Here is a 12602-nt window from a genome sequence, read left to right as displayed (position 1 = left end):
CAGATGAGTAAAGAAATGTTAAATGCACTAGATGCATTAGAAGCAGAAAAAGGCATCTCAAAAGAAATCGTAATTGAAGCGTTAGAAGCCGCTTTAGTTTCAGCTTATAAACGTCACTATGGCCAAGCCCAAAACGTTGAAGTGGAATTCAATCAAAAAAAAGGCGATATCCATGTTTACGCTGTTAAAGAAGTAACAGAAGAAGTTATGGATTCACAATTAGAAGTCTCTTTAAAAGAAGCGATTAAAATTAATCCTGCTTATGAAATTGGTGATAAAATTCGTTTTGAAGTAACGCCTAAAGACTTTGGTCGCATTGCGGCACAGACTGCAAAACAAGTCATTTTACAACGGGTCAGAGAAGCAGAAAGAACGATTATTTATAATGAATTTTCTGCCTATGAAAAAGACATTATGCAAGGGATTGTTGAACGTCAAGACAATCGCTACATCTATGTTAACTTAGGTAAAATCGAAGCTGTTTTGTCAAAACAAGATCAAATGCCAAATGAGTTTTATCAACCCCATGACCGGATTAAGGTCTATGTTTCGCGCGTTGAAAACACATCAAAAGGCCCACAAGTCTTTGTTAGTCGCTCACATCCAGATTTATTACGCCGTTTATTTGAACAAGAAGTACCAGAAGTTTATGATGGTACTGTAGAGATTGTTAGCATTGCAAGAGAAGCAGGCGATCGTTCAAAAGTTGCAGTTCGTTCTGATGACCCTAATATTGATCCTGTTGGCACTTGCGTTGGGCCAAAAGGACAACGGGTTCAAGCGATTGTTAATGAATTAAAAGGTGAAAATATGGATATTGTCGAGTGGGATGAAGATCCAGCAATTTATATTGCAAATGCTTTAAATCCTGCTGAAGCACAAGATGTTATCTTTGATTTGGATAACCCTCGGGCGTGTACCGTTGTTGTACCGGATTACCAACTTTCACTTGCAATTGGTAAACGGGGGCAAAATGCTCGTTTGGCAGCAAAATTAACCGGCTACAAAATTGATATTAAAGCAGAATCTGATATGGAAGAGTTTTATGCCAAATTAGAAGAAGGCGACTATATTGATGAAGGGGAGTTTTCAACTGAGGAAATTTCTGTTGAAGATACACCAACACAGCCGGTTGATGAAGTGATTGAAAACAGTGATATGACGAGTGATGACTACGAAAATATTGCTTTTGACGAAGAAAAAGAGGATTAATCAGGAGGTGATTTCATGAAGAAACGCAAGATTCCTTTACGCAAATCCGTTGTTTCCGGTGAAATGAAGCCAAAAAAAGAACTGATTCGTATTACTCGTTCTAAAGAAGGCGTTGTTTCGATTGACCCTACTGGTAAATTACCAGGCCGCGGCGCTTATGTTGCGATTGAGCCAGAAGAAGTTCAAATGGCTTGGGACAAAAAGATTTTGGATCGCGTTTTAGAAACTACGTTGACTGATGCGTTTTATCAAGAACTCCTTGATTACGTCACCCATCAAAAAGCCCGTCGTGAGTTATTTGGCAATGGATAAAAATAAGGTATTGAACATGTTAGGTTTAGCAATGCGCGCTGGAAAGTTGGTCACTGGCGAAGAACTGACATTAAAAGAGATTCGTCGCAACAAAGCTCGTTTGGTATTAATCGCCGCAGATGCGGGCAAAAATACCCATAAAAATATAAGTGATAAGTGCACTTATTATAAAATTCCCTACACAGATCGTTTAACCGCCTTGGAAATTGGAGGTGCGATCGGCAAGCCCCGAATGGTTATTGGCATCTTAGATAACGGCTTTGCCAAAAAGATAGGAGAATTAATACAAGGTTAGGAAGGTGATTGCATGGGAAAAAAACGAATTTATGAACTTGCAAAAGAAATCAACAAATCTAGCAAAGAATTAGTGGATAAAGCACAATCTTTAGGATTTGATGTAAAAAATCATATGGGAGCAATCTCAGATACTGAGGAGAAAAAGTTACGCCAAGCAGTTGGCGTCAATGAAAGTACTGGCAATGCTCCAAAACCTGCATCCCAACCAGCTAACCCAGATGAAGCAAAAAAACCTGAACATAAAAAATTTGTGACCCAACGGAATAATCCGAAGTTTCAAAATCGGAACAATCCGAGCAACAAACAAGGACAAAACCGCAATCAAGGTCAAAACAAGGACCACAATAGAGGACAACAACAAAGTCAACCAAATCAAAACCGTCCACAAGTTGGTACAAACAAATCACAAGCACCACAAAACAACCGTTCAAATAATACTGTATCGCCGACTGCTAAAGCAGCTCCAATGAATTCTGAAAATAAACAACAAAAAACTGCGTCGGTCAATCAACCAGTAGTGAACAAAAAAACGGAGGATCAAAAGCCTATTAATAATAATAACAAAAAACGGAGTAATCAAACTGGACAACAAAGACCAGCTCAACAAGCTCCGCAACAAAAACCACAAAATCAAAAAACTACAAGTCAACAAAAGCCAGCTGGACAACAAAGACCAGCAACAAAACCTGTGGCTAACACGAATAAATCGGCTGCAAAACCTGCAAGTAACCAACCAGCGGCTAAAGCTGATGGTAATAAAGGTGGCAACCGTAGTAATGACAACCGCAATAAAAATTACGGTCAACAAAATCGTCAAGGAGCTTACCAACAAAATCGGAATAAGTTCAAGAAAAAAGGTAAAAAAGGAAAACAACAAGTTTCCAATAAACCTGCTGTACCACCACGTAAATTCCGTGAATTACCTGAAGTATTGGAATATACAGAAGGCATGAACGTAGCCGATATCGCTAAAAAAATCCACCGTGAACCAGCGGAAATCATCAAAAAATTATTTATGATGGGGATTATGGTTAACCAAAACCAAGCCTTGGATAAAGACACAATTGAACTTTTAGCGACAGACTATGGTATTGAAGCACAAGAAAAAGTTCAAGTAGATATCGCTGATATTGATAAATTCTTTGAAGCTGAAGAAGTCGTTGCAGAAAACTTAGTACCGCGTCCGCCAGTTGTTACTATTATGGGTCACGTTGACCATGGTAAAACAACATTACTTGATACCTTGCGCCATTCTCGTGTTACAAGTGGTGAAGCGGGGGGGATTACGCAGCATATTGGGGCTTACCAAATTGATATTGACGGTAAACCAATTACTTTCTTGGATACACCAGGGCATGCGGCCTTTACAAGTATGCGTGCACGAGGAGCCAGTATCACAGATATCACAATTTTAGTAGTAGCTGCAGATGACGGAGTAATGCCACAAACAGTTGAAGCAATTAACCATGCAAAAGCGGCAAAAGTGCCAATTATTGTTGCAGTAAATAAAATTGATAAACCTGGTGCTAACCCACAACATGTAATGCAAGAATTAAGTGAATACGAATTGATTCCTGAAAGTTGGGGTGGCGACACCATTTTTGTTGAAATTTCAGCGAAATTCGGTCAAAACATCGACGAACTTTTGGAAATGATTTTATTAGTTGCTGAAGTAGAAGACTTAAAAGCAGATCCAAGTCAACGGGCAATCGGTACAGTGATTGAAGCTCGCTTAGATAAAGGGAAAGGTCCAGTTGCAACGTTATTAGTACAACAAGGAACTTTACATGTTGGTGATCCAATTGTTGTCGGTAATACTTACGGCCGTGTGCGGGTTATGACTAATGATTTAGGTCGTCGTGATAAAGCAGCAGGTCCAGCAACACCAGTCGAAATTACTGGTTTAAATGATGTGCCACAAGCTGGTGATCGTTTTGTTGTTTTTGAAGATGAAAAAACAGCACGTGCTGCCGGTGAAGAACGGGCAAAACGGGCGTTGATGGAACAACGCGCTTCCAATAGCCGTGTAACATTGGATAACTTATTTGAAAGCCTAAAAGAAGGCGAATTAAAAGAAGTTAACGTTATCATTAAAGCCGATGTACAAGGTTCAGCAGAAGCTCTAGCTGCTTCATTGCAAAAGATTGAAGTTGAAGGTGTGCGGGTTAATATCGTCCATTCAGCAGTTGGTGCCATTAATGAAAGCGACGTAACCTTAGCAGCTGCAAGTAACGCGATTATCATTGGCTTTAACGTACGACCAACACCACAAGCAAAACAACAAGCCGATGCTGAAACGGTAGATATTCGTTTGCACCGGATTATCTACAAAGCAATCGAAGAAATTGAAACTGCGATGAAAGGGTTACTTGATCCTGAGTTTGAAGAAAAAATTACAGGTCAAATGGTGGTTCGAGAAACATATAAAGTTTCCAAAGTTGGAACAATTGCGGGTTGCTTTGTAACTGATGGCTTTATTCGTCGCGATAGTGGCGTACGGGTTATTCGTGATGGTATCGTTATTTACGAAGGCGTACTTGCTAGTTTGAAACGGTTTAAAGACGATGTAAAAGAAGTAAAACAAGGCTTTGAATGTGGCGCTATGGTTGACAAATTTAATGACGTGAAAGTTGACGATGTCATTGAAGCTTATGTAATGGAAGAAATCAAAAACGACTAAGATAAATGGAGGGCGTAATTATGGCCAATTATCGTGATCGTCGTGTTGCCCACGAGATTTTAAGAGAAGTGAATGATATTTTACGTAAAAGAGTCCGGGATCCTCGGGTTCAAGATGTCACCATAACAGATGTCCGAGTAACGGGAGATTTGCAACAAGCGACAATTTTTTACAGTATTTTATCAGATCTTGCTTCTGACAAACAAAAGGCGCAAGCTGGACTAGAAAAAGCGAGTGGTTTAATTCGCCGTGAATTAGGTCAACGGTTAACATTGTATAAAACACCGGAAATCGTTTTTGAACTTGATAGCTCTGTGCAATATGGTAACAAAATCGACGAAATGATCCGTAACTTACACAAGGATTGATAAATGGAAGCTACTTTGAAAGGGAAACCTTTTGGAGTAGCTTTTTTTCTGCTATAATAGGGCAGTTGAGTTGAATTAAAGAGATAGCGAGGAGTTAGAATGGACGGCATTTTAGCTTTATGGAAAGAACGCGGTATGACGAGTCATGACTGTGTCTTTAAATTACGTAAAATTTTAAAAACAAAAAAAATTGGTCATGGTGGTACACTTGACCCGGATGTCGATGGTATTTTACCGATTTGTATCGGCAAAGGTACAAAAGTGATTGAATTTATGCAAGATAGTGGCAAAGTTTATAGTGGCGAAATCACAGTTGGTTATACGACAACAACAGAAGATGCTTCTGGGGAAAAAGTTGAAGTTATGCCAATAGATACTCCTTTTACGAATGCTGAAATCGATGCGGCTATGAAAACAATGGAGGGTGAAATCACACAGATTCCCCCTATGTACTCGGCTGTGAAAGTTAATGGTAAAAGATTGTATGAATACGCCAGAGCTGGCTTAACAGTTGAACGACCGAAAAGAAAAGCAATGATTAAAAGTTTTCGACGTACCAGTGAGCCCACTTTCGATGAAAAGGCAAAAACGCAAAATTGGCGTTTTGAAGTTGCGTGTGGCAAAGGAACTTATGTGCGAACTTTGGCAGTGGACACCGGAAAAAAACTTGGTGTTCCCGCTCATATGTCTGATCTAACACGTCTGGAAAGTGGCGGTTTAAAAGTTTCTCAGTCCCTAACCTTAGCTCAAGTAGCCGATGCGGTAGAAAATCAGACTATCTTAGAATATATACTGCCAATTGAATATGGGATTGCTGCTTTTCATAAAGTAAATATCGATGATAAAATCTGGCAGCAGGTTAAAAATGGTATGCGCTTATCTCCAACGGCTTTTGGTCTGGAAAAAGTGCCAAGTGAGCCGATTGCTTTATATTATGCTGGAAAAGTTGTAGCTTTATATGAGAGTAATTCTAAAGAAAAAAATAAGTTGAAACCTTTAAAAATGTTACGAACTGAGGTCTAATATTGTGAAAATTATCCAAATTCATCACCCTTATACAAAAGAGCAAATTCCCAACGAGCCAGTTGTGTTAGTACTGGGTTTTTTTGATGGCGTTCATCGCGGGCATCAAAAAGTTATTTTAGCTGGTAAAAAATTAGCTGAGGAAAAAGGGGTTAAACTGGCCGTAATGACATTTAACCAACATCCTTCTGTCGTGTTTAAAAAACAAGAAGGAGAAAATTTGAAATATTTGACGACCTTAAAGCAAAAAGAGTATCACATGGAGCGTTTGGGTGTGGACTATTTATATGAAATTGAATTCACCTCTAATTTTGCTTATTTAAAACCGCAAGATTTTGTCGATCAGTATATTGTGGGACTACATGCAGTGGCTGCTGTCAGTGGTTTTGATTATACTTATGGTCCAAAAGATATTGCAGATGTCTCTCACTTGCCTCAATACGCCAAAGATCGTTTTGAAATTATCACTGTTGCAAAAGAAACTTTAGCTGGTGATAAAATCAGTTCTACTAGAATTCGCGATCTGTTGGATGAAGGCAATATGGAAGAAGTTACACGGCTATTGGGCTATATTTACGAAATTGAAGGTTTAGTGGTTCATGGAGAAGCCCGTGGTCGCACGCTTGGCTATCCGACAGCTAATATTCGTTTTAAAGCCAGCGTTCGCTTACCTAAAGAAGGCGTCTATGTTTCTGAAATCAAAGTAGCCGGCAAATGGTATAAAGCAATGAGCTCCATTGGCCATAACGACACTTTTGGTGAAGGAAGAAAATTGACAGTTGAGGTTTTTATCTTAGATTTTAACAAAGATATCTATGGGGAAACGGTACGTGTTCGTTTCAACCATTTAATCCGTGAGCAAGTAAAATTTGACGGTGTTGATGGATTGATTACACAATTAAAGCAAGATGAAAAAGACACACAAGACTATTTTAAAAAATAAAGAAAAAGAAGTTTACTAAAACGTTGTGACCAAAAAAGCTAATTTTTCGGCGTCACGACAATGGGTAAGCTTCTTTTTTTATTTGTTTTAAAGGATTTTATGTGTTTAGTGAGAACAAATCTCAACGATAAACTGAAATAATTTGTGATACATTGAGCATTTTTATCAGTCTTTTTGCTAAAATAAAAATGTAAGCGTTTTTATGCAAAAAGGAGGAGTAACGGTGGAAAAAAAAGCAGTTGATTTTGAATTTGTTGAAACAGTATCTCAGAGACAAGAGCTGCTGGTGCGCTTGGAAGAATTAAAAAATCAGCCAAGCGCGCAAATGACGGCGTTACAGACAGCACAACAAATATATGGGTATTTGCCAATCGAAGTATTACAAGTTATCGCAAAAGAGTTACAAGTACCTTTAGAAAAATTATACAGCACAGCTACCTTTTACTCCCAATTCACCTTTGTCCCAAAAGGTGAATATACCATCAGTGTGTGTATGGGAACTGCTTGTTATGTAAAAGGCGCAGGAAATATTTTAGACTCCTATGAAACTACGCTTAAGATTAGTGCGGGCAAAACAAGTACAGATCGTAAATTTACGTTGGAATCATGTCGCTGTATTGGTGCTTGTGGCTTAGCGCCGGTATTGACAGTCAATGAAGAGGTTTATGGTCGTTTGACTAAGAAAAAAGGCGATAAAGTTTTGGCAAGCTACCAAAAGATAGCACTTGAAGGCAACAAGTAAAGATTGGGGTGTGGGTGTAAAGATGCAAAATTGGCAAGAATTAAAAGCAGTAAAGGTACAATATCAACAACAAGTAGCTTTGCGAACACAAAAAACAGCTACAATAAGCAATAGGCGCGAAATTTTAGTATGTGCCGGCACCGGTTGTTTGTCTTCTAAAAGTCGTGCTTTTATAGAGGTGTTAGAAGATGAATTGATAAAAAATGAACTGCAAGATAATGTGCAGGTAGTTGCCACTGGCTGTTTTGGTCTCTGTGCCCAAGGGCCGATTGTTATTGTTTACCCAGAAGGAACTTTTTATCATCAAGTTAAGCCTAAGGACGCCAAAAAAATTGTTGAAAAACACTTAGTCGCAGGTCAGCCAGTTGAAAAACTTCTGTATCATGATCACAAAACAAAAGAAGTGATTAAAAAACTTTTAGATACTCCTTTTTATCACAAACAAAAACGAGTGGCGCTGCGGAATTGTGGTCGAATTGATCCAGAAAAAATTGAAGAATACATCGCATTTGATGGTTATGAAGCTTTAGCGAAAGTTTTACACGACTATACCTCTGATGATGTCTTAAAAATACTAGAAGATTCAGGTATTCGTGGGCGTGGGGGCGGAGGGTTTCCCACTTTTTTAAAATGGACTTTTGCTAAAAATAGCGCTGGTAATGAAAAATATGTGATTTGTAATGCGGATGAAGGTGATCCAGGAGCTTTTATGGATCGTTCAGTTTTAGAAGGAGATCCTCATGTAGTGTTAGAAGCAATGGCGATTGCCGGCTACACGATTGGTGCTAATAAAGGTTACATTTATGTTCGGGCAGAATATCCAACCGCCGTTGAACGATTGGAAATCGCACTTAAAGCCGCAAGAGAAAATGGTTTATTGGGAGAAAACATCTTAGACAGTGGCTTTTCTTTTCAAATCGAATTACGTCTTGGTGCTGGCGCTTTTGTCTGTGGCGAAGAAACAGCGCTGCTTGAAAGCATTGAAGGTCATCGTGGTGAACCGCGGCCGCGGCCGCCATTTCCAGCGATAAAAGGACTTTTTGGTAAACCGACAATCGTGAATAATGTGGAAACCTATGCGAATATTCCGCAAATTATTGTTAAAGGACCAAAATGGTTTGCCCAAATGGGAACGCAAAATGCAAAGGGGACAAAAGTTTTTGCATTAGGCGGTAAAATTCAAAATACCGGATTAGTTGAAATTCCAATGGGGACGACATTAAGAGAAATTGTTGAAGATATTGGTGGTGGTATTCCCGAACAAAAAGCTTTTAAAGCGGCGCAAACAGGTGGTCCTTCTGGTGGCTGTATTCCTAAGGAACACTATGATATCCCCATTGACTATGATAACTTAATGAACATTGGCTCTATGATGGGTTCAGGGGGACTCATTGTAATGGATGAAGAGAATTGTATGGTGGATATTGCTAAATTTTTCTTGGAATTTACAGTAGAAGAAAGCTGTGGTAAATGTGCCCCTTGCCGGATTGGTACCAAACGCCTTTTGGAAATTTTGGAAAAAATTACATTGGGAAAAGCTACATTGGCAGATTTAGATAAAATGGAGGAATTGTGTTATCACATCAAAGAAAGTTCATTATGTGGCTTAGGACAAACTGCACCTAATCCTGTTTTATCTACTTATCACTATTTTAAAGAAGAATATTTAGCTCATGTCAACAAAAGATGTTGTCCAGCCGGAGTATGTAAAAATTTAATTCAATATACAATTGATCCAAACAAATGTACAGGGTGTACGGCTTGCGCCAAAAATTGTCCCGTATCAGCTATTTTTGGTGAAGTCAAAAAAGTTCATGAAATTGAGCAATCGCTTTGTATTAAGTGCGGTTTATGTATCGATACGTGCCGTTATGCTGCTATTAGTGTGCATTAGGAGGTTAAGCAGATGAAAGAAATCGAAATTTTTATTAATGGGAAATCTTATTATGCACCAGCGGGAATGACGATTTTAGAAGCGGCGCGTCTTCATAATATTGAAATTCCGACCCTATGTTTTTTAAAAGAAATTAACGAAATCGGCGCTTGTCGTATTTGTGTGGTAGAAGTAGAAGGTATAAAAAATTTGGTGACTGCCTGCGTTTATCCGATTCAAACGGGGATGAAAATCAAAACAAATTCACAACGGGTATTTAAATCACGGAAATTGACCTTGAAACTAATTTTGTCCACTCATGAGCGAAAATGTTTATCGTGTCTTCGCAACGGCAATTGTGAATTACAAAGGCTGTGTAAAGAGTTTAACGTTGATGATGAAGACTATTACAACGGTGAAAATAAGGAATACGCCTTTGACGATAGTGCGGTTCACATGGTGCGTAATAATAATAAGTGCATTTTGTGTAAACGCTGTGTTGCAGCTTGTGAAAAATGCCAGGCAATTAGTGTAATTGGCGCAAATGAACGTGGTTTTAATACGCATATTGGTTCTGCGTATGATTTAAGTCTAGGAGAGGTGGCTTGCATTTCCTGTGGGCAATGTATTGTTGTTTGTCCAACTGGTGCGATTCATGAAAAAGATCAAACGGATCTCGTCTGGCAGGCATTGGAAAATAAAGACAAATTTGTAGTGGTCCAAACGGCACCCTCTATTCGCGTAACCTTAGGTGAGGCTTTTGGTATGCCTATTGGTAGTAATGTTGAAGGAAAAATGGTCGCTTCGTTGCGAAAATTGGGCTTCGATAAAATTTTTGATACGAATGTGGCGGCAGATTTTACCATTATGGAAGAAGCTCACGAATTTATTGAAAGAATCAAAAATAATGGGCCATTCCCGTTATTTACTTCTTGCTCGCCAGGATGGGTAAAGTACTGTGAATCTTATCATCCTGAACTGATAAAAAATTTATCCAGCTGTAAATCACCGCAACAAATGTTTGGGGCCTTAACGAAGACTTGGTACGCCAAAAAAATGAATTTAAATCCGGCTGATATTTTTGTCGTAGGCATTATGCCATGTACGGCTAAAAAATTTGAAGTAACTAGAGAAGATGAAGCAGCAGCTGGATTTCCCGATGTAGATGTTGCTCTTACGACACGGGAATTGGCCCGGATGATTGAGCGCGGAGGGATTAAATTTAAAGAGTTAACAGATGCCAAATTTGATCATCCGCTAGGTGAAGCAACCGGAGCTGGGTATATCTTTGGTGCGACAGGTGGTGTAATGGAAGCAGCGTTACGAACTGCAGTTGAAAAGTTAGCAAGTCAAAAAGTGACACCTTTATCATTTAAGGAAGTGAGGGGGATGAAAGGCATCAAAGAAGCCAGTTACAATCTAGGTGGTCAAAAAATTAATATCGCTGTTGCCTCAGGAATAGGAAATGCCAAACGTTTAATTGAAGAAAAAATTCAAACAGGTGAAAAAACCTATCACTTTGTTGAAATAATGGGATGTCCTGGAGGCTGTATTAATGGTGGAGGACAACCGGTTCAACCAGCTTCTGTGCGTAATTTTGTTGATTTAAATAGCTTGCGTGCTCAAGCGCTTTACTCCGAAGATGAAAGAAAAGTTTTGCGTCGCTCCCATGAAAGCCCGGTGGTAAAACGATTGTATGAGGAATTTCTTGTGGCGCCAGGAAGTGACAAGGCCCACGCGTTATTGCATACGTCTTATCACCAGGCCATGGAAGTTAAATGACAACTGATGGCTAAAATCAAAAAAAATATCTGATCTAGTCATTTTGCGGCGCTTTTAGCTAGGCTAGCGTTGCTTTGGGTAAAAGCGGGATTATTAATTTGTTTGAATGCTACGACGGTAAATTCTATTTAATTGAGGAATAACTATGCTCCCAACAACTCCGCCAATTAAGGCAGTGATAAGTTGTGGCAAACTGAACATTTGTGTCAGTGTCTGAACAGATTGCGTTGGTATTTTAGCAACTAAGAAGAAAGGGAGTACAAGTTTAACAACTAACAGCCATAAGACAGAAAATTTCAAAATGGCACCACTAACGGCAGAAAAAATTAAACGAGAAAAACGATAAGTGCTTTGATTTTTAAGCAGGAAAAACCAAGTTGTAACAAGTACGGCATTTCCAAGCATAATACAGATAATCAATTGCGGAAACTGAGGCCCAATTCCTAAAAAGAAGGCAAAGATTGGTGAGAGCAGGGCTACTACTAGCCCACTAATTTCTCCGGTGAGAGCTACTGTTACAATCAAAATCAAATTGACTAAGCTACCAGTTACCAATTGCCCAAAGCCGATAGTAGCGACTTGAAAAATGACTGTTAACGCAATCATAAAAGCAGTTTGCGTAATAAATCGGGTTTGACTTAGTTTTAAGTTGTTCATAGTAGACACCCTTTCAAAAAAGCGTTTTCTTTATTGTAACAAATTATGTGAAGATTTAGATAAATTTGTATAATAAAAGTTATTTTAAATGAAAAAATGTGTGGAAATGCTGGTAAAAAATGAATAAAAGAAAAAAAAGATGTCAAATTTTGTTTAGTTCTTAACAAGAATGAAGTAAAATGTGATTAAGTATTAATTACTATAAAGAAATTTTTAATTGAAAAAATCATTTTTTAAACATATGAGGAGGAACAATAATGGCAGTAGCAAAAATCGTTTATGCAAGTGCAACAGGGAATACAGAAGGAATTTCAGAAATTTTAGAAGATGCTTTTAAAGCACTGGATATTGATGTTGAAAGAATCGAAGCAGATGACGCCGATGATGCGACTTTTGATGATGCAGATATTTGTGTCGTTGCAACGTATACAGATGGTGATGGGGAAATTCCTTTTGATTTGGAAGATTTCTATGATGAATTACCAGATTTTAACTTAGATGGTAAAGTCTTTGGTGTTGTCGGATCTGGTGACAGCGAATTATATCCAGATTATTTCTGTCAAGCAGCAATTGACTTTGACCAAGCTTTTGAAAAAACAGGGGCAAAACGAGGCGCGGAATTAGTCAAAATTGAAAATGATGCAGATGATGAAGATGAAGAGGTGTTAAAAGCTTTTGTGACAGCCTTAACAAAAGCGTAAGTTAGAAAAGGG

The 12602-nt window shown here is 38.6% G+C and carries 12 protein-coding genes; 11 read left to right on the top strand and 1 reads right to left on the bottom strand.

The features are described 5' to 3' along the window. Window positions 1-3 precede the first annotated feature (3 nt). From nusA to P3T75_RS07415, 10 genes are all read left to right on the top strand, one after another. The gene (nusA, locus tag P3T75_RS07460) at window positions 4-1212 is read left to right on the top strand and encodes a transcription termination factor NusA (RefSeq protein ID WP_282461242.1); all 1209 of its coding nucleotides are present in this window, start codon (window positions 4-6) and stop codon (window positions 1210-1212) included. A gap of 15 nt (window positions 1213-1227) precedes the next feature. Then, entirely contained in the window at window positions 1228-1524 is a 297-nt protein-coding gene (gene rnpM / locus P3T75_RS07455; protein ID WP_206904047.1) for an RNase P modulator RnpM, read from the top strand. Beyond that, on the top strand, window positions 1517-1819 hold the full coding sequence (locus P3T75_RS07450; RefSeq protein WP_206904050.1) for a YlxQ-related RNA-binding protein: 303 nt from the start codon (window positions 1517-1519) through the stop codon (window positions 1817-1819). Before rnpM ends, P3T75_RS07450 begins: the two co-directional genes overlap by 8 nt. 12 nt (window positions 1820-1831) lie before the next feature. After that, the gene (infB, locus tag P3T75_RS07445) at window positions 1832-4501 is read left to right on the top strand and encodes a translation initiation factor IF-2 (RefSeq protein ID WP_282461241.1); all 2670 of its coding nucleotides are present in this window, start codon (window positions 1832-1834) and stop codon (window positions 4499-4501) included. 20 nt (window positions 4502-4521) lie between these two features. Next, complete coding sequence (gene rbfA, locus P3T75_RS07440; RefSeq protein WP_206904052.1) at window positions 4522-4869, top strand: 30S ribosome-binding factor RbfA; 348 nt, start codon at window positions 4522-4524, stop codon at window positions 4867-4869. Between the two features lie 99 nt (window positions 4870-4968). Then, window positions 4969-5892 carry a tRNA pseudouridine(55) synthase TruB gene (gene truB, locus P3T75_RS07435; RefSeq protein WP_282461240.1) on the top strand — a complete coding sequence of 308 codons (924 nt, stop codon included), beginning with the start codon at window positions 4969-4971 and terminating at the stop codon, window positions 5890-5892. A 4-nt stretch (window positions 5893-5896) separates the two neighbouring features. Further along, window positions 5897-6835, top strand: coding sequence for a riboflavin biosynthesis protein RibF (ribF, locus tag P3T75_RS07430; RefSeq protein WP_282461239.1), 939 nt, complete (start codon window positions 5897-5899; stop codon window positions 6833-6835). Window positions 6836-7058: 223 nt separating this feature from the next. Next, a complete protein-coding gene (locus P3T75_RS07425; RefSeq protein WP_282461238.1) occupies window positions 7059-7577 on the top strand; it encodes an NADH-quinone oxidoreductase subunit NuoE family protein in 519 nt (172 codons plus the stop codon). Then, window positions 7561-9471, top strand: a complete 1911-nt coding sequence (locus tag P3T75_RS07420; protein ID WP_282461237.1) for an NADH-quinone oxidoreductase subunit NuoF — start codon at window positions 7561-7563, stop codon at window positions 9469-9471. Before P3T75_RS07425 ends, P3T75_RS07420 begins: the two co-directional genes overlap by 17 nt. 12 nt (window positions 9472-9483) lie before the next feature. After that, a complete protein-coding gene (locus P3T75_RS07415; RefSeq protein WP_282461236.1) occupies window positions 9484-11232 on the top strand; it encodes an NADH-dependent [FeFe] hydrogenase, group A6 in 1749 nt (582 codons plus the stop codon). Window positions 11233-11325: 93 nt separating this feature from the next. On the opposite strand, the gene P3T75_RS07410 is transcribed toward P3T75_RS07415, so the two are convergent. Continuing rightward, complete coding sequence (locus P3T75_RS07410; RefSeq protein ID WP_206904063.1) at window positions 11326-11889, bottom strand: ECF transporter S component; 564 nt, start codon at window positions 11887-11889, stop codon at window positions 11326-11328. Between the two features lie 257 nt (window positions 11890-12146). Between P3T75_RS07410 and P3T75_RS07405 the strand changes: the two genes are divergently transcribed. Continuing rightward, complete coding sequence (locus P3T75_RS07405; protein WP_206904064.1) at window positions 12147-12590, top strand: flavodoxin; 444 nt, start codon at window positions 12147-12149, stop codon at window positions 12588-12590. Window positions 12591-12602 lie beyond the last annotated feature (12 nt).

Origin of the sequence: Enterococcus montenegrensis (assembly GCF_029983095.1) — a bacterium.
Taxonomy (GTDB): Bacteria; Bacillota; Bacilli; order Lactobacillales; family Enterococcaceae; genus Enterococcus_C; species Enterococcus_C montenegrensis.
The sequence above is the reverse complement of the archived record's forward strand: the minus strand, read 5'-3'. Positions and strand labels throughout refer to the sequence as shown.